Source organism: Micromonospora sp. NPDC003241 (genome assembly GCF_053589795.1).
On the sequence record NZ_JBSFSO010000007.1, the window covers coordinates 88,986 to 105,232 of the forward strand.

Sequence of the window (16,247 nt, forward strand, 5' to 3'; positions counted from 1 at the left end):
CATGGCTCAGCAGACCTCGCACCGACACCATGCTCTCGACTACGTCGAGCTCACCGTCACCGACCTGGCCGACGCCAAGCGCTTCTACGCCGACGCGTTCGGGTGGCGGTTCACCGACTACGGGACGGCCTACGCCGGCATCCAGGGTTCGAGGCCCGGGTCCGAGGTGGGCGGTCTGCGCCTGGATCAGCAGGTGCGGACCGGCGGTCCCCTGGTGTTGCTCTACTCGACCGACCTGGACCAGAGCGTCGAGGCCGTCCGGAAGGCTGGCGGTGAGGTGGTCGAGGGGCCGTACGCGTTTCCGGGCGGTCGTCGCTTCCACTTCACCGACCCGAGTGGAAACGAGCTGGGCGTCTGGGCCGAGGCGTAGTGCCACGCAGACGGTGACGAGAGGTCGGCGTCGGGCCGGTCGGTCCTCTCGTCGGCGTCACCGGCACGAGCGTCGGGGCGCAATCGGCACCGGTCCCGGATACCCTTGCCGCATATGGCTACTTATCGCAGCGCCTCAGTGCTCCTTTCCGCCGACGGCACCAGGACCCCCGGCACCGCCGCACTCTTCGCCGAGCCGGCCCGCAAGGGCGGGGTCCCGCCGTGGGCGGGTGACTTCCGGCCCGCCAACAGCGCCGGCAACGGCCCCAAGAACGCGGTCGGGAAGACCTTCACGTTGGAGCTGCCCGACGGCAGCACCGGCACGGTCGTGGTCCAGAGCCTCAAGCGCGGCAAGGGGGGCGTCGTCCTGGCGCTGATGGGCGAGGACGCACCCCCCTTCTGATCGCGCGACGGATCGCCGCCGCCTGCTGCTGGCACCGGTGACAGCGGGCGGCGGCGCTGCGTCACGACCAGGCGCCGGCCGTCGCGGCCCGCTCGACGTAGGTGTCGAAGTCGATCGGTTCGCGTCCGAGCAGCCGCCGCACCGTGTCGGTCGGCTCGGCGAGGTATCCGGCCCGCATGCCGGCGAACATGAGGTTGAGCGCCGTCGCGTCCGCCTCCGACCAGCCCTCGGCGAGCACCTCGGTCCGGTACTCCTCCGGCGTCAACTCGACGTACCGGATGGACCGGCCGGACGCCTCGGCGATCGTCGCCACCGCCTCGGCGAAGGTGAGTGCCCGTCGGCCGGACAGCTCGTACACCTGCCCGTGATGGCCGTCGTCGGTCAGCAGGGCCGCCGCCACGTCGGCGATGTCCTGGGCGTCGATGAAGGGTTCCGGCGTGGCGCCCATCGGCAGGGCGAGGCGACCGTCGACCAGCGGTTGGCGCCACAGGTCCTCGTCGAAGTTCTGGTGGAAGTTGTTCGGGCGGATGATCGTCCACTCCACGTCGGAGTCGCGCACCGCCTGTTCCGCGCCGAGCATGCTCGGCGAGAAGCCGCGGTCGATCTTGTCGATCCCGCGTCCGGAGAGCGCCACGAATCGGCCGACGCCCGACTTCACCGCCGACGACACGAAGGCGTCGGCCACTGCCGGGTCCGCCGGGGCGGTCAGGTAGACAGCCGCGGCTCCCGCCACCGCCGGCTCCCAGGTGGCCGGCTCCATCCAGTCGAAACGCACCTCGCCCGAACGGGAAGCCGCCCGTACCCGCTCGCCCGACGCCCGCAGCGCGTGCACCAGCCGACGTCCGGTCTTCCCGGTCCCCCCGATGACGAGGATCTCGTTCGCTTCTTTCGTCATGACCACGAGTCAACCCGCCCGGCAGCCGGCAGGACATGGCTCGTCGTACGCCCGGGATACGCGATCGTCCGCACCCCTATGGTGAGGCGATGGACCCGTTCGACACCCTGCTGCGGGACGTACGCGCCGAGGGCGCCGCCTTCGGCAGATCGGTACTCTCGCCGTCGTGGGCGCTGCGGTTCACCGACGGCGCACCCCTGACACTCTGCGTGCCGCTGCGCGGCGAGGCGTGGATCGTCCATCCGGAACGCGACGAGCCGACTCGGGTGCGGGTCGGCGAGGCAGTCGTGGTGCGGGGGCCACGCCCCTTCGTCCTCTCCGCCGAGCCCCGGTCGACCTTCCGACCCGACGAGTTGCGCGACGTCGACTGCCGCCAGTCGTCGGACTCCCGGCCACCGGTCCCGGGCACCGCCGAGCAGATGCTGCTCCTGGCCGGGGCGTACCACGTCCGGGGTCAGGCCCCGCAGCGGCTGCTCGGCGTACTCCCGCCCGTGCTGGTCGTGCCGGACGAGCACGACTGTTCGTCGCTGCGCGACTACCTGGACTTCCAGCTCGGCGGGTGCCGCCCGGGACGGCAGGTCGTGCTGGACCGTCTGCTGGACTGGCTGCTGGTCTGCACGATCCGGGACTGGTTCGACCAGCCGGGCGCCGAGGCTCCCCGCTGGTATCGGGCGCTCGGCGACGACACGGTGGGTCCGGTGCTCCGCGCCATGCACGACGCCCCCGGTGAGCCCTGGACGCTCGCCTCCCTGGCCGCCCGGGCCGGGGTGTCCCGCACCACGCTGGCCAAACGATTCACCGAGCTGATGGGCGAGCCGCCGCTGACCTATCTGACCGACTGGCGGATGACCCTCGCCGCCGACATGCTGACCGACACCACCGCGACGGTCGCCGCCATGGCGCGTCGACTCGGCTACTCGGACGCCTTCGGTTTCAGCACGGCCTTCAAACGGGTCCACGGGGTGAGCCCCAGCGAGCACCGCAGGCTCGCGCAGTCCGCGGGACAGGTGACGGCGACGATCGACCCACCGTCTCCGGGGCAGGTCCCCCGGCAGCCCCTGCCCCGCTGACGCCCATCCGAACAGGCGGTCGGCCTCAACCAGCGTGGGCAGGTGGGGCGGTGACGATCCGGTCGACCAGTTCCGGCACCCACTCGACGTACTCGACCTCGGCCCCACCGGCATGCCGGGCGTACAGGTAGCGGCCGGTCGGACTGGTCGCCTCCGGGGTGGTGACCACCCCGCCCTCGGCGGTCAGCGCGGCCACGACGGCGTCCAGATCGTCGACGACGACGGTGGCCGAGGCATGCGCGTAGCGGGCGCGTTCCGCCGGTGGACCGGCGATCACCAGGAAGTCGCCGAGCGCGGCCAACTCGATCGTGTCGAAGGCGAATCGCAGATCCGGCTCCGCGCCGACCAGGGTCCGCAACGACGGCAGCGAGGCGTCGAGGTCGTCCACCCACAGCCGGGCGTACGTCTTCAAAATGGTCATATCCACTCCTGTACGTTGGGTCGTCGACAAGACCGTAGGGCCAGCAGCAGGAATGGGTAAGTACGCACCTTTCGGTAACCGGTGCGGGTGAAGGAGCAGCGGCACGTGAACGAGCCCGGCACTCCGACGGCGGCGCAGGTAAACCAGGTGCACCTGGTGGCTCGCGAGGTGTTCGACGTGGTCGGCACCAAATGGGCCCTGCCGGTCATCGAGGCCATCGGTGCCGACACGCGTCGCTTCGGCGAACTGCGCCGGAGCATCGCCGGCATCAGCCATCGGCTGCTCACCGCGACGCTGCGGCAGTTGGAACGGAACGGAGTGGTCGACCGGACGCTCCACCCCACCGTGCCGCCCCGCACCGAATACCGGCTCACCGCCGCCGGCCTGGAGCTCCATCAGACGATCAACGGATTCTGCCGGTGGAGCCGCCGTCATCTGGACGAGGTCCTGGCCTCCCGCCGCCGGTTCGAACAGACGTGACGTCCGTACTCGCCCGCCGCGCGGTGACGGGCCCGGACCGGGGCGGCCCGTACGGTGGCGGCCCGGACGAGGAAGACTGACCGGTATGGCTGACGAAGACGACGCGAAGGCGGCGCTGCTCCACTACCTGCGGACGACGCGCGAAGACCTCGTCTGGAAGCTCGACGGGCTCAGCGAACGCGATGCCCGACTCCCCCGTACGCCGACCGGCAACAATCTGCTGGGCATCGTCAAGCATTGCCTGAACACCGAAGCCGGCTACTTCGGGCCCACCTTCGGTCGCGCGTTCCCGAACCCCGAGGAGCTGGTCTCCGAGTCGGCTTTCGACGAGGACCCGCAGGCGGACTGGTACGCGCGTGAGGACGAGACGAAGGACGGCCTGATCGACCTGTATCGCCGCGTCGCGGCCTTCGCGGATCAGACCATCACCGAGCTGCCGCTCGACGCGCCCGGACGGGTGTCGTGGTGGCGGCCGGAGCGGCAGGCGGTGACGTTGCAGCGGGTCATCATCCACGTGACCTGGGACCTCACGCGTCATGCCGGTCACGCCGACATCATCCGCGAGCAGCTCGACACGGCGATCGGCCTCCGGCCGGACAACACCAACATCCCGACCGACTATCCGTGGCCGGAGTACCTCGCCAAGCTGACGCGACTGGCCGACCGCTTCGCCTAGCCGCTCTGGCCGGTCACCGTGTGCGGACGACGTTACGCTGGCCGCGTGCGGTTGGTCATCATGGCGGACACCCACCTGCCGAAACGTGCTCGGGACCTGCCGGCCGGGCTGTGGGCGGACATCGACGCGGCCGACCTCGTCATCCACGCCGGGGACTGGGTCGACGCGTCGCTGCTCGACGAGGTGGAGCGACGCAGCGCCCGGCTGATCGGTGTCTTCGGCAACAACGACGGCCCCGAGTTGCGTACCCGGTTGCCGGAGATCGCCCGCGCGGAGGTCGGCGGTCTGCGGATCGCGGTGGTGCACGAGACCGGTCCGGCCGGTGGTCGGGAGCGGCGGTGCGCGGCCCGGTTTCCCGACTGCGACCTGCTCGTGTTCGGGCACTCCCACATCCCCTGGGACAGCGAGGCCCCCGGTGGCCTGCGGCTGCTCAATCCCGGTTCGCCGACCGACCGGCGGCGTCAGCCGTACGCGACGTACCTCACCGCCGAGGTCGGTGACGGTCGGCTCGACGCCGTGACGCTGCACGAGGTGCCACGATGACGAGGGGTGGACCGGCGGTCGGATCGGCATAGTCTGGGCACATGCCGAGAGCGATCTGGAACGACCTGGTCGTCGCCGAGAGCACGGACACCGTCGTGGTCGAGGGGAATCACTACTTCCCCCGTACGGCGCTCCGCGACGACCTGCTGCGCGAGTCCGACACGCACACGTTCTGCCCGTGGAAGGGCACCGCGTCGTACTACACGCTGGAGCACGACGGGAAGAGCAGCGTGGACGCGGTCTGGTTCTACCCGGAGCCGCTGCCGGAGGCGGAGATGGTCCGGGACCGGGTCGCGTTCTGGAAGGACGTCACGGTCGTCGGGGAGGACTGACTCCCCGTCACGCCCGACTCACCGTTTCCGGCAGAGTGCTCACCGCCACCACCGGCCGGGTGACCACCACCGCGGTCGCCCAGAGCACCACGGCCGCGCCGAGCGAGGCGACGGCCGCCGCGAGTTCCGGCGCTCCCCTGACGTACGCGACGAGGGAAACGACGGCCACCAGGCCGAGCGCGAGCGCGGTGGCCGCGTACTCGCGTTGCCGGAGGATCGCGACGAGCGGCACGAAGTGCGCCGCGACGACGACCAGGACGAGGGTGGGGATGAGCCTCGGGTGTCCGGTCGGCACGGCGACCAGGCAGACGCCGCCGATCAGCAGTCCCTGCACGGCGCCGACCTGGTGGAACCGGCGCATCCAGGACGCCGCCAGGCGGCGGGTGACCTGTGGTCGGGGTCGGACCAACCCGACGGCGAGGACGATGGCGGTGAGCACGGTCGCGGCGACGAGCAGCGGGATGCGCGCGGCGGCGGGCGCGACGTGCAGGCCGGAGACCGCCCAGAGCAGCGCGAAGCCGGCGAGGACGAGGGTCCCGGTGCGGGCCAGGGCGCGCTCGGACACGGCGACGTCGTCGGTGCGCGTGCGGGTCTCTCCGGTCTCGGTCATGACGTCCCTTCCGTGGTCGCGGAGCCGGGCAGCAGGTGTCCGAGCAGGAGTTTGAGGATGAGCATCGGTGCCAGCCAGGCGAGTGCCGTCGGGACCGGTGACAGCGTGACCGCCGCGACGAGCAGCACGGTCGCGGCCGCGAACGCGAGTGGGCGTTTCAGCGCCGGTGCGGCGGTGGCGATCAGCACGGCGGCGGCGAGGGTGCCGGCGTAGAGCACGATCGCGGTCGACCACGGGTACGCGGGCAGGACGAACGCGACGACGGGCAGGTGGACGTGGGCCGCCACGAAGACCAGTTGTCGCCGGACAACGTCGGCGCCGGTGTGGAACCTCCTCGATGCCGACACGGTGGCGTTCACGACGGCACCACCGAACAGGTCGAACCCGAGCACTGTCAGCAGGAGGACGATCGGCACCGGGTAGCCGGCAGCGGCGCCCACGGCCCCGGCGACGGTCGCGCCGACACCTGCGGTGAGGTAGCTGAGCCGACTCTCCGCCCGCGTGGCCCCGGGCGCGACGAGCAGGTCGTTGAGCCGCGAGACCGGGCCGCGCGGCGGGCTGGACGTCGTCGTGGTCGTGGGCATAGCCGCCGTTCGCTCGGGGACGGTTGGTGAACTATCACTCAGCATAGTGAACGTTTGTGCACCCGTCGAGCCAGGGTCGTCCAGGGCCCCACGAAGCAGCCCGACCCGCAGGCGATATTCAGCCGTCGACCGGAACCGGGTCCTGGATCGCGGTGCCGGAGTACAGCCGATCGATGGTGTCCCACCAGCGCCGGAGGCCGTCGCGACCCATCGGATCGGTGCCGAGCACGTCGGTGATGCGGTCGCGCAGCAGAATGATGGACAGCTCGTGGGCCAGCAGCACGACCGCGAGTTGTGCCCGGTCCACGTCCGGGGCGACCGCGCCCGCGTCGGCCATCCGGTTCATCAGCGAGTCGGCGAACCCCTGCACCATCCGGTACGCCTCGACCGAGCGCGACGTGGTGCCGACGAGCAGGTGCGCGAGATACCGGGTGGCCGCCGGAGAGGACAGCGCGTCGGCCGACGCGAGGAAACCGTCGGGCGGACCGGAACCGGCCGTCTCGGCGAGCGCCTCCAGCGCGTTACCCAGCACGCCCAGCACGTGCGCGTCCACGGCGGCGACCAGGCCCTCCCGTGACCCGTAGTGCTTGATGATGAGCGACTGCGAGACTCCCGCGCGCTCCGCCACCTGCTTGAGCGACGCCGCCGCCGGCCACTGCTCGCCGAAGAGTTCCAGAGCGGTGTCCCGAATGATCGCCTTCGCAGTGCGATCCTCGGGTGCATACATGTTCACCACGGTAGCAACCCGTCGCGTCGTCGGGCCGGCCGTGCCACCGGCGTCAGGTCAGCGCCTCGGCCATTCGTCGTACTCCTTCGGTGACCAACTCCGGGGTGGTGCCGAGGTTGAACCGCGCGTGTCCCGCGCCGCCGGTGCCGAAGACCGGGCCGGGGCTGAGCGCCACCCGTCCGCGGTCGAGGAAGGTCGCGGCGGGGTCGTCGCCGAGGCCGAGGGCGCGGCAGTCGAGCCAGGCGAGATAGGTGCCCTCTCCGGGCCGGTACCGCACCGCCGGAAGGTGGTCGGCCAGCAGCCGGGTGAGGAGGCAACGGTTCTCGTCGAGGTCGTCCAGGAGGGCGTCGAGCCATCCGACACCGTCTCGCAGGGCGGCGACGTGGGCCAGCACACCGACGTGGCTGGGCCCCTCGTTGACCCAGGCGGGGATGCGGGCGAGATCGTCGACCGCGGCGGGTCCGGCGATGGCGACGGCGGCCTTGAGACCGGCCAGGTTCCAGGCCTTGGACGCGGAGATGACCGAGAAGGCGTTCTCGGCGCCGGGCACGCTCAGGTACGGCGTGAACCTGGCCCCGGACAGCACCAGCGGCGCATGGATCTCGTCGACCACCACACGGACACCACGGCGGCCCGCCAGCGCGGCGACCTCGGCGAGTTCGTCGGCGGTGTGCACCGTGCCGGTCGGGTTGTGCGGGCTGCACAGCAGGTACGCGGGCCGGGAGCCACGTTCCGCCGCGCGTCGGAACGCCTCGGCCAGGACCGCCATCTCGATCCGGCCGTCCTCGCCGAGCGGAGCCTCCTCGATGGGTCGACCGGTACGCCCCACGACCTGGTAGAACGGCGCGTAGACCGGGCAGTTGACCACGACGGCGTCGGTCGGGCCACAGATCACGTCGAGGACCTCGACGATGCCGCTCATCACGTCCGGGACCATCGTGGTGCGTTGCACCGCGATGCCGTCGAAGTCCCACCGGTCGCGGGCGAAGTCGGCGAGCGCCTCGGCGTAGTCGGTGCCGGCGGGGTAGCCGGTGTCACCGCGCCGGACGGCCTCGGTGATCGCGTCGACGACCGGCCCGGCCAGCGGCGCGTCCAGCTCCGCCACGAACATCGGCAGCACGTCGCTCGGGTAGGCACGCCACTTCTCGCTCGTCCGCTTTCGGAGCTGGTCCAGGGCGAGCTGCCGCAGGGGTGTGGTCTCGGAGGTCACGACAGCGAGACTAGTGACTCGATCTTCCGGCAGCGCCGACGGACGACGGTGTCCGGTAGGGTGCTCGGCGGCACGAACTGTTGCGAGGTGCCCCACCCGTGGTGGGGAGAATCGGGAAGCCGGTGAGAGTCCGGCACGGGCCCGCCGCGGTGACCGGGGAGCTGCCGCCCACGCGCGTCACGCGCAGCCACTGGCCCTGCCGGGCTGGGAAGGCGGGCGGTGAGGTGACGATCCGGAAGTCCGAAGACCGGCCTCGCGCCTGGTTGCCCTGCGCCGTGGCCAGGGCCTGGAGCGCAGCGGGAGCCTGCCCATGATCAGCGAAGTGTACGAGGTCATCCACGCCCGTCGGGACGTCCGCGGTCAGTTCACCGGCGCGCCGATTCCGGCCGAGGCCCTCGATCGGGTACTGGCCGCCGCGCACGCCGCGCCCAGCGTCGGCCTGTCGCAGCCGTGGGACTTCATCCTGGTCAGCGACCCCGCACTACGGGCGGAGTTCCACCGCCACGTGCAGCAGGAGCGGGACGTCTTCGCCGCGACCCTCGACGGGGAGGAGGCGCGCCGGTTCGGCCGGATCAAGATCGACGGAGTGCGGGAGTCGACCCTGTCGGTCGTGGTGACGTACGACCCGGACCGGGGGTCGCCGGCGGTGCTGGGTCGGCACGCCATCGCCGACGCCGGCCTGTACTCGGTGTGCCTGGCCATCCAGAACCTGTGGCTGGCGGCCACCGCCGAGGGGCTCGGCGTGGGCTGGGTGTCGTTCTACCGGGAACCGTTCGTGCGGGACCTGCTGCGGATCCCGGCGGGTGTCCGCCCGGTGGCCTGGCTGTGCCTGGGTCCGGTCACCCACCTGGAGCAGGTGCCGGACCTGGAACGACACGGCTGGCGGCAGCGCCGTCCCTGGCGGGCAGCGGTGCACCGGGACCGCTGGGAGCCGGCGGGCCACTGACCCCGACGGCGCGAGGGTGCGTCAGCCGGGGGCGAGGAGGCAGAACTCGTTGCCCTCCGGGTCGGCCATGACCGTCCACGGCAGATCGTCGCGGCCCACGTCCACGGTGGTGGCGCCGAGAGCCCGCAGCCTGGCCGCCTCGCGCTGCGGGTCGTCACCGGGGTACGGGCGGACGTCGAGGTGGACCCGGTTCCAGCCGGTCTTCACGTCGGGGGTGCGCAGGAACTGCAGGTACGGACCCACGTCCGCAGCGGAGCGCAGGACCGCTCGGCGGTCGGTCACCTCGTGCGGACGCCAGTCCATGGCGGTGCTCCAGAAGTCGGCCATGGCGCGCGGGTCCGCACAGTCGACCACGACGGCGGCGACCGGTCCGACGTCCCGGTGGGCCGGTCGGGGGTCCAGGACGCAGAACTCGTTGCCCTCCGGGTCGGCCATGACCGTCCACGGGACGTCGCCCTGGCCCACGTCGGCGAGGGTGGCGCCGAGATCCTTCAGGCGCGCGACCGTCGCGGCGTGGTGGTCCGCCGAGGTGGTGGCGAGGTCGAGGTGCACGCGGTTCTTCACCGTCTTGGGTTCCGGGGAGACGACGAGGTCGACGAAGACGGCGATCGGGTCGGGATAGGCGACGCCCTCGGGTTCGAGGTTGGTGACGCCGGGCTCCTCGCTGGAAATCCCCCAGCCGAGGGCCTCCGCCCAGAAACCGCCCAGCGCGGAGTCGTCCCGGGCCTTCATGTTGATCTGTACGAGCCGTGTTGCCATCCGGCGATGCTAGCGGCAACGCGACTCGAATTCGATTCACTTGATACTGGTCGATACACCTCCGTGAAGTTTTAGGCTTTATGACCGACTTGTCCGCATTGGAGTTCTATCGTGTCCCTGCGTGACAGCACGCCAACGGGGATGCACGAGGAGGACAAAGGTGAATGGAGCGACAGGGATGACGACGGGCGAGTCGAGCAGTCGAGGAAACCGTCGCAAGCTCAAGGCGATCCTGGCCGGAGGGATCGCACTCGGCCTCGGCGCGACGATCACCCTCGCCGCCTGGAACGACTCCGAGTACGCCTCGGGCACGTTCACCGCCGGTAGCTTCAGCATGGAAGGCAGCACGGACGGCACGACCTACGCCGAGCATCCGACGGCCGGCACGGCGGCGTCGTTGGCCTTCAGCACCGGCTTCGACAACATGAGCCCGGACGACGTGGTCGCGGCCCCGTTCGCCGTTCGCCTGACCGCGGCCACGACGTACGACGCGACCGTCACGGTGGCGTCGGCCACCCCCGCGCCGCCCACCTTCGTCGGCCTCACCTACGGCATCGCGACCGTGCCGACCTTCGGCGACTGCGGCCCGACGCCCACGACTCCGACCTGGATCGTGGCCCAGGGCACCGCGCTCGACTCGGTGACCGGCGCGCTGTCGTTCAACCTGACCCAGGGCACTCCACCCACGACACCCGGCTCGCCGGTGTTCCTGTGCTTCGTCGTCACGGCGGGCTCCGGACTGGTGCAGGGCACGTCGGTGACGGAAACCTGGCAGCTCCTCGCCGAATCCGTATAGGTGGTGGCCGTGGTCAACCGTCGAAAGCCGGCCGGGACACCACGGCTCCGCCGGACCCGTGCCGTACTCGCCGGTGCCCTGGTTCTCGGCCTGGGCACGACCTCCACGCTCGCCGCGTGGACGGACGGCGAGTACGGCACCGGGTCCTTCGCGGCCAGCGTCTTCGGCACCGAGTCGCAGACCGCGTCCAGTAGCTGGGCCAGTCACACCCCGGCGGCGAACGCCGCGACGCTGGCGTTCAACGCCACGGCGATGTCCCCCTCGGTCTCGTTCTACGCCTACCTCGACATCCGCACCACCGCCACGACGAACGTCGGCGGCACGGTCGCACTGACCGGTTCGTCCAACAACGCCGGTGCCCTGCTGCCGGCGCTGGAGTACCGCGCGGTGCGGACCGCCACCACCAGCACCACCTGTGCGGCAGCCGCCTTCACCGGTACGCCGACGTGGATCGTCGGGCCCGGCTATCTGGGTGTCACCTCGGTCCCCGGGTCGCCGGTGTCGTCGGCGATCACCGCGCCGGCCGGCGCGACGCCGCAGTTGCGGTTCTGCTTCGAGGTACGCGTCCAGTCCGGCGCCAGCAACTCGTACCAGGGCACCACCGGTGTCGTCACCTGGGAATTCACTGCCACGTCTACGTAAGGACCGGTCGGATGGTGGGACGAGGGCGTCGGCGGCGCGGACTCCTCGCGCGGGTCGGTGACCTGGTGCTGACCCTGCTCGCCGTCGGCGGGACGGTCTGCGTCGTCCTCGTCCCGCTGGCGTTCTTCTTCGACGTCTCGCTCATCCTGTTCAAGACCGGGTCGATGAGCCCGAGCATTCCCGCCGGATCGCTGGCGGTGGTCCGGGAGATCCCCGCGTCCGAGGTCGCCGTCGGAGACGTCGTCACCGTCGACCGTACGCCGCTGGCACCGATCACCCACCGGGTGGTCGAGATCGCCGACGGCGGCGGGTCCACGCGGCTGCTCACCATGCGCGGGGACGCGAACGAGTCCAACGACGCCGCGCCGTACGCGGTGACCCACGTGCGGCTGGTCGAGTGGTCGGTGCCCCGGCTCGGATACGCGGTCCGCACCGTGTCGAACGTGTACGCGATGAGCGTGATCACGATCGGTACCGCCGCCATCGTCACCTGGGCCTTCTGGCCGCGCGCCGAGCCACAGCCGTCGGGGCGTCATCGGCGGCCGGGCCGGGCAGGGCAGGACGGGTCGACGCCGGACCGGGAGACGGGCGCGCACCCGAGTTCGACCCTGCGATGCCTGCTGCTGGCCGTGGCGGTGCTGCCCGGTGTCACCGCTGCGGTGCTGGCGGCACCCGGCACGGCCCGCGCCGAACCGGCCGAGGACGTCATCCGAAGTCGGTTCCTCACCCTGGTCTCGATCGGCGACGAGGCGCGGATGACCAACATGGCGCCGGACGAACCGGTGCCCTGGCAGGTGGGCGTCTCGGCACACGCGCCACAGCCCGGCACGGTGACCATCTCGCTGTCGGCCTTCGGCCCGCTCGCCGCCAGGCCGGACGGACTCCAGGTGACGGCCGCCGTCTGCCCGCAGCGGTGGGTGCGGGGCGCCTGCCCCACCGGCCAGGAGAAGCAGGTACTGACGGACGGTCCGGCCACCAGACTCGTCGCGGAACCGATCACCATCAGCACGATGCGCGCCGACCAGCAACGGTGGGTGCTCGTCACCGCGAGCCTGCTCGCCGGTTCGACGCCCTCCGGGTCGGCGGACCTGGTCGTCACCGCGACCGGGTTCGGTGACCGGGCCTCGGCCGGCGGCACGGTCGGCCCACTTCCGCGTACCGGGCCCGATCTGCGGACGCCGTTGGCCGTCGGGGCCGGTGCGCTGCTCGCCGGCCTGCTGCTCGTGCTGACCGTACGCCGACGCCGCCTCCGGGTGGGGCAGCCGTGAGGCGTGCGTGGGTCCCGCTTCGAGCGGCCGGGACGCGGACCGGGCGACGGTGGATCGCGGGTACGGGCGCCCTGATGCTCGCCTTCGCGGTCGGGGTACTCGCACCACCCCGGTCGACGTCGGCCGCCTGGACCGACACCGAGTACGGCCGAGGATCCCTCCAGGCCGGCACGGTCAGTCCACCGACCAACCTGCAGTGCAGCGCGGGTGTGCTCACTCCGCCGACCTTCACCTGGACGCTGCCCGCCGGGGGCCTGACCCGCAGCGGGTTTACGTGGTCCCTGTCCGGCGGCTTCACCGGCGGCGGGACGGTCGGCCCCACCGCCACCAGCGTCACCGTCCCCGGCGGACTGCTCTCCATCGGCAGCGGCACCTTCCAACTGGTCGCGAACGGACCCGGTGGATGGACGTCGACCCAGGTCACCGGCTCGCTCGGCATGCTGACCGCGGTGCTCTACACCTGCAGCGTGCCGTAGTACCCCGACAGCCGTGCTCCTCGCACGGCTCAGGGCTGGGCCAGCAGCGCGAGGAACCTGCGCAGGGCCGGGTTCGTGCTGTCCCGGGGCCAGGCCAGGGCGACGTCCACGGTGGGTGTCGGGGCGGTGAAGCGGCGCAGGCGTACCCCGCGCATCCGCAGCGCGCGCGCCCGACCGGCCGGGACGGCCGCGACCACGTCGCCCTGCGCCACCGCCCGCAGCAACTGCTCGTCGTCCGGCTCCTGCCGGACGAGCCGGAAGCCGCCGCGCGGCCAGACCTGCGCGATCGTCCGGTCGAACATGCCGGGGCCGTTCTCCCGGGGCCACATCACGGCCGGCAGGTCGACCACCTCCGCCCGGCTGATCCGGCGTCGACCGGCGGCCAGTGGGTGACCTGCGGGCAGGGCCAGCAGCAGTTCCTCGGTGTCGACCGTCCGGCAGGCCAGCGCCGGCTCGTCGAGCGGTGGGCGGACGAACGCCGCGTCGAGCCGGCCGGCCAGCAGTCCGGCCACGTTCGGTGCCGTCCAGGCCGTCTCCGGGACCACCTCGACCTCCGGGTGGGCGGCCCGGAACCGGGTCACCAGGTCGTCGACCCGACCGCCGCGCGCCGACCGGGTGTACGCCAGCCGCAGCCGACCACCCCGCCCGCGCACCAGACCACGGATGCGGGCGGTCGCCGCGTCCACCTCGGCGAGCAGCCGCGCGGCTTCGTCGGCGACCCGCGCGCCCACCTCGGTCAGCGTGCAGCCCCGGCTGGTGCGGTGCAGGAGCGGCACGCCGAGCTGACGTTCCAGCGCACGGATCTGCTGGCTGAGCGCGGGTTGGGCGACGCGTAGCCGCGCGGCGGCCCGGGTGAAGTGCAGTTCCTCGGCGAGCACCGCGAAGTACCGCAGTCGGCGCAGGTCGGACCAGGCTTCCAGGGCCGGCGCGTCGGACATGGAGCCACCATAAGCGCCGCTTATCGCCGACCGTCCCACTTCGTCTTGGACGTCGCCGCAGCGTCGCCGCCACGATTCGAGACAGGCGGTGCGACAGACGGGAGCCAGCGATGACGGCAGCGACGGACGTGGTGGTGGTCGGCGGTGGGATCGTCGGGATGACGGCAGCCGTCACCCTCGCGCGACGCGGGGCACGGGTGACCGTGCTGTCGGCCGACGATCCGGCGGACTCGGTGTCGACGGTGGCGGCCGCGGTCTGGTATCCCAGCCACACGGACGAGGATCCCCGGGTGTCGGACTGGGCACGCCGGACCCGGATCGAGTTGAGCCGCCAGGCGGCCGACGGCGTGCCGGGGGTGGTCGACCGGCCGACCCGGATGCTGCTGCGCGGTCCGTACACCCGGCCGCCGTGGTGGTCGGCGGCGTGCGCGGACCTGGTGGCGGAGCGGGCGACGCCGCCGTACACGGCAGTGCTGCGGTTCACCGCGCCGACGGTGGAGATGACGCCGTACCTGGACTGGCTCCGGCAGCGGTTGGAGGCCGACGGTGGGCGGCTGGTACGCCACCGGGTGGACCGGCTCACCGACGCGTTCGACCTCGCGCCGACGGTCGTCAACGCGACCGGACTGGCCGCCGGTCGACTCGCCGCCGACCCGGCCGTCCATCCGGTGCGCGGGCACCTGGTGCTGGTGGCGAACCCGGGCCTGACCGTCTCGGTACGCGACGAGGACGACCCGGCCGGCATCACCTACGTGCACCCGCGCCGACACGACGTGGTCCTCGGCGGCACGTACCAGCCGGGCGTGGGGCACACCGCGCCCGACCCGGACACCGCAGTGGCGATCCGACGGCGCTGCGTCGCCCTCGTGCCGGAACTCGCCGACGCCCCGGTGCTCGGCGAACGGATCGGGCTGCGTCCGGCCCGCCACGGCGGCCCCCGGGTCGAGCTGGACCCGTCGCCCGGCCCCGGGCGCCGGCTCGTGCACGCCTACGGCCACGGCGGGGCCGGGGTCACCCTGTCCTGGGGATGCGCCGACGAGGTGGCCGATCTCGCCATGGGCACCTGAGCGGGGACGGGAACTGTGCGGCCACCACCCGGAGCCGATGCGGGAAGGACTTGACGCACCGTCAACCATCGAGCAGGGTCGATTTCATCGATGCTATGACACGGGGAGAACTGATGAGGGGTTTCGTCACCACCGTCTCGGCTGCGGCCCTGCTGTTCCTGGCCACGGGCAGCGCGCCCGGCGGTCCGCCGCCGACCGACGCGCCCTGCGCCGGACAGATCCACGCCAACCCGGGGTTCGAACGCGGCACCACCGGCTGGACGGCCGGACCCCGCATCGTCGTGCTCGGCGACGCGGCGCGGCCCGCACACGCCGGCCGCGCCTACGCCACCTTCGCCGGGTTGGACGTCACGCGGTCGGACCTGCTGCGTACCACCGTGACCGTGCCGGCCGACTGTGACCTGACGGTCCGCTTCTGGGTCCGCACCACGACCACGGAGACCAGCCGGAGCGACTACCTGAACGTCGGACTGGCGGTCACCGGGATACCGCCGAAGACGAGATTCTCGCTGGCCTTCGACGGTGGGGCGCAGTGGCGCGAGTACGCCATGTCGACCGGGACGGCGACGACCGACCGCACCGCGACGGTCAGCTTCCTCGCCAGCGAGACGGCCGGCAACGGCGTCACGACCTTCGACGTCGACGACGTGACCTTCACGTTGAGCTGACGCCGGACTGGCCGTCGCCGCCGGGCCCGGACGTCTTCTCGGCGTCCGGCATCGCGGCGAGGACCTCGTCGAGCCGCCGGTAGCGCTCCTCGGCCCGCTGGCGGTACCGCTCGATCCACCCGGCCATCAGGTCCAGGACCTCCACTTCGAGGTGGGCGGGCCGGCGACGCCCGTCCTGGCCACGGGTCACCACGCCGGCGTCCTCCAAGACCGCGAGGTGCTTGGCCACGGCCTGGAGGCTCATGTCGAACGGCTCGGCCAGCTCGGTCAGCGTGGCGTCCCCGGCGGCGAGCCGGGCCACGATCTGCCTGCGGGTCGGGTCGGCCAGTGCCGAGAAGACGGGCGACAGCGTGTCCGTGCTCATGCC

The 16,247-nt window shown here is 72.0% G+C and carries 23 protein-coding genes and 1 riboswitch; of the genes, 14 read left to right on the forward strand and 9 right to left on the reverse strand.

What is annotated here, in order from left to right:
• Window position 1: 1 nt before the first annotated feature.
• On the forward strand, window positions 2-370 hold the full coding sequence (locus ACWDVW_RS08260; RefSeq protein WP_449946035.1) for a VOC family protein: 369 nt from the start codon (window positions 2-4) through the stop codon (window positions 368-370).
• A 114-nt stretch (window positions 371-484) separates the two neighbouring features.
• Entirely contained in the window at window positions 485-772 is a 288-nt protein-coding gene (locus tag ACWDVW_RS08265; protein WP_449946036.1) for a hypothetical protein, read from the forward strand.
• Between the two features lie 61 nt (window positions 773-833).
• Here the strand turns inward: ACWDVW_RS08265 and ACWDVW_RS08270 are convergent, their stop codons facing one another.
• Window positions 834-1,667, reverse strand: coding sequence for an NAD(P)H-binding protein (locus ACWDVW_RS08270; RefSeq protein WP_449946038.1), 834 nt, complete (start codon window positions 1,665-1,667; stop codon window positions 834-836).
• A gap of 89 nt (window positions 1,668-1,756) precedes the next feature.
• Here ACWDVW_RS08270 and ACWDVW_RS08275 point away from each other — a divergent pair, with 89 nt between their 5' ends.
• On the forward strand, window positions 1,757-2,737 hold the full coding sequence (locus tag ACWDVW_RS08275; RefSeq protein ID WP_449946040.1) for an AraC family transcriptional regulator: 981 nt from the start codon (window positions 1,757-1,759) through the stop codon (window positions 2,735-2,737).
• 25 nt (window positions 2,738-2,762) lie between these two features.
• Here ACWDVW_RS08275 and ACWDVW_RS08280 read toward each other — a convergent pair whose 3' ends face one another.
• Complete coding sequence (locus ACWDVW_RS08280) at window positions 2,763-3,158, reverse strand: hypothetical protein (RefSeq protein WP_449946041.1); 396 nt, start codon at window positions 3,156-3,158, stop codon at window positions 2,763-2,765.
• Between the two features lie 105 nt (window positions 3,159-3,263).
• Between ACWDVW_RS08280 and ACWDVW_RS08285 the strand changes: the two genes are divergently transcribed.
• From ACWDVW_RS08285 to ACWDVW_RS08300, 4 genes are all read left to right on the forward strand, one after another.
• Window positions 3,264-3,638 (forward strand): winged helix-turn-helix transcriptional regulator, encoded by a 375-nt coding sequence (locus ACWDVW_RS08285; protein WP_449946042.1) that lies wholly within the window; start codon window positions 3,264-3,266, stop codon window positions 3,636-3,638.
• A gap of 85 nt (window positions 3,639-3,723) precedes the next feature.
• Entirely contained in the window at window positions 3,724-4,314 is a 591-nt protein-coding gene (locus ACWDVW_RS08290) for a DinB family protein (protein ID WP_449946044.1), read from the forward strand.
• A 45-nt stretch (window positions 4,315-4,359) separates the two neighbouring features.
• Window positions 4,360-4,857 (forward strand): metallophosphoesterase family protein, encoded by a 498-nt coding sequence (locus ACWDVW_RS08295; RefSeq protein WP_449946045.1) that lies wholly within the window; start codon window positions 4,360-4,362, stop codon window positions 4,855-4,857.
• Between the two features lie 41 nt (window positions 4,858-4,898).
• The gene (locus ACWDVW_RS08300; RefSeq protein ID WP_449946046.1) at window positions 4,899-5,189 is read left to right on the forward strand and encodes a DUF427 domain-containing protein; all 291 of its coding nucleotides are present in this window, start codon (window positions 4,899-4,901) and stop codon (window positions 5,187-5,189) included.
• A gap of 7 nt (window positions 5,190-5,196) precedes the next feature.
• Here the strand turns inward: ACWDVW_RS08300 and ACWDVW_RS08305 are convergent, their stop codons facing one another.
• The 4 genes from ACWDVW_RS08305 to ACWDVW_RS08320 form a co-directional block, all read right to left on the reverse strand.
• Window positions 5,197-5,799, reverse strand: coding sequence for a hypothetical protein (locus ACWDVW_RS08305; RefSeq protein ID WP_449946048.1), 603 nt, complete (start codon window positions 5,797-5,799; stop codon window positions 5,197-5,199).
• On the reverse strand, window positions 5,796-6,383 hold the full coding sequence (locus tag ACWDVW_RS08310) for a hypothetical protein (RefSeq protein ID WP_449946050.1): 588 nt from the start codon (window positions 6,381-6,383) through the stop codon (window positions 5,796-5,798). Before ACWDVW_RS08310 ends, ACWDVW_RS08305 begins: the two co-directional genes overlap by 4 nt.
• A gap of 118 nt (window positions 6,384-6,501) precedes the next feature.
• Entirely contained in the window at window positions 6,502-7,110 is a 609-nt protein-coding gene (locus tag ACWDVW_RS08315; protein WP_449946052.1) for a TetR/AcrR family transcriptional regulator, read from the reverse strand.
• 52 nt (window positions 7,111-7,162) lie between these two features.
• On the reverse strand, window positions 7,163-8,320 hold the full coding sequence (locus ACWDVW_RS08320) for a MalY/PatB family protein (protein WP_449946053.1): 1,158 nt from the start codon (window positions 8,318-8,320) through the stop codon (window positions 7,163-7,165).
• A 68-nt stretch (window positions 8,321-8,388) separates the two neighbouring features.
• Window positions 8,389-8,590, forward strand: a riboswitch (cobalamin riboswitch).
• Between the two features lie 40 nt (window positions 8,591-8,630).
• Between ACWDVW_RS08320 and bluB the strand changes: the two genes are divergently transcribed.
• The gene (gene bluB / locus ACWDVW_RS08325) at window positions 8,631-9,266 is read left to right on the forward strand and encodes a 5,6-dimethylbenzimidazole synthase (protein WP_449946054.1); all 636 of its coding nucleotides are present in this window, start codon (window positions 8,631-8,633) and stop codon (window positions 9,264-9,266) included.
• A gap of 21 nt (window positions 9,267-9,287) precedes the next feature.
• On the opposite strand, the gene ACWDVW_RS08330 is transcribed toward bluB, so the two are convergent.
• Window positions 9,288-10,025, reverse strand: coding sequence for a VOC family protein (locus ACWDVW_RS08330; RefSeq protein WP_449946055.1), 738 nt, complete (start codon window positions 10,023-10,025; stop codon window positions 9,288-9,290).
• Between the two features lie 178 nt (window positions 10,026-10,203).
• Here ACWDVW_RS08330 and ACWDVW_RS08335 point away from each other — a divergent pair, with 178 nt between their 5' ends.
• From ACWDVW_RS08335 to ACWDVW_RS08350, 4 genes are all read left to right on the forward strand, one after another.
• A complete protein-coding gene (locus ACWDVW_RS08335) occupies window positions 10,204-10,821 on the forward strand; it encodes a SipW-dependent-type signal peptide-containing protein (protein WP_449946057.1) in 618 nt (205 codons plus the stop codon).
• A gap of 9 nt (window positions 10,822-10,830) precedes the next feature.
• Complete coding sequence (locus ACWDVW_RS08340) at window positions 10,831-11,463, forward strand: SipW-dependent-type signal peptide-containing protein (protein ID WP_449946059.1); 633 nt, start codon at window positions 10,831-10,833, stop codon at window positions 11,461-11,463.
• Window positions 11,464-11,474: 11 nt separating this feature from the next.
• On the forward strand, window positions 11,475-12,731 hold the full coding sequence (locus ACWDVW_RS08345) for a signal peptidase I (protein ID WP_449946061.1): 1,257 nt from the start codon (window positions 11,475-11,477) through the stop codon (window positions 12,729-12,731).
• Window positions 12,732-12,805: 74 nt separating this feature from the next.
• On the forward strand, window positions 12,806-13,207 hold the full coding sequence (locus ACWDVW_RS08350) for a hypothetical protein (RefSeq protein WP_449946063.1): 402 nt from the start codon (window positions 12,806-12,808) through the stop codon (window positions 13,205-13,207).
• A 29-nt stretch (window positions 13,208-13,236) separates the two neighbouring features.
• Here the strand turns inward: ACWDVW_RS08350 and ACWDVW_RS08355 are convergent, their stop codons facing one another.
• On the reverse strand, window positions 13,237-14,145 hold the full coding sequence (locus ACWDVW_RS08355; protein ID WP_449946065.1) for a LysR family transcriptional regulator: 909 nt from the start codon (window positions 14,143-14,145) through the stop codon (window positions 13,237-13,239).
• A 110-nt stretch (window positions 14,146-14,255) separates the two neighbouring features.
• Here ACWDVW_RS08355 and ACWDVW_RS08360 point away from each other — a divergent pair, with 110 nt between their 5' ends.
• Together ACWDVW_RS08360 and ACWDVW_RS08365 are read left to right on the forward strand one after the other, a co-directional pair.
• Window positions 14,256-15,212, forward strand: a complete 957-nt coding sequence (locus tag ACWDVW_RS08360; RefSeq protein ID WP_449946067.1) for an FAD-dependent oxidoreductase — start codon at window positions 14,256-14,258, stop codon at window positions 15,210-15,212.
• A 113-nt stretch (window positions 15,213-15,325) separates the two neighbouring features.
• Window positions 15,326-15,880: a hypothetical protein gene (locus tag ACWDVW_RS08365; RefSeq protein WP_449946068.1), complete on the forward strand. Its 555-nt coding sequence runs from the start codon at window positions 15,326-15,328 to the stop codon at window positions 15,878-15,880.
• Here the strand turns inward: ACWDVW_RS08365 and ACWDVW_RS08370 are convergent.
• Window positions 15,867-16,244 carry an ArsR/SmtB family transcription factor gene (locus ACWDVW_RS08370; RefSeq protein WP_449946070.1) on the reverse strand — a complete coding sequence of 126 codons (378 nt, stop codon included), beginning with the start codon at window positions 16,242-16,244 and terminating at the stop codon, window positions 15,867-15,869. The genes ACWDVW_RS08365 and ACWDVW_RS08370 overlap by 14 nt on opposite strands.
• Between the last annotated feature and the right edge of the window lie 3 nt (window positions 16,245-16,247).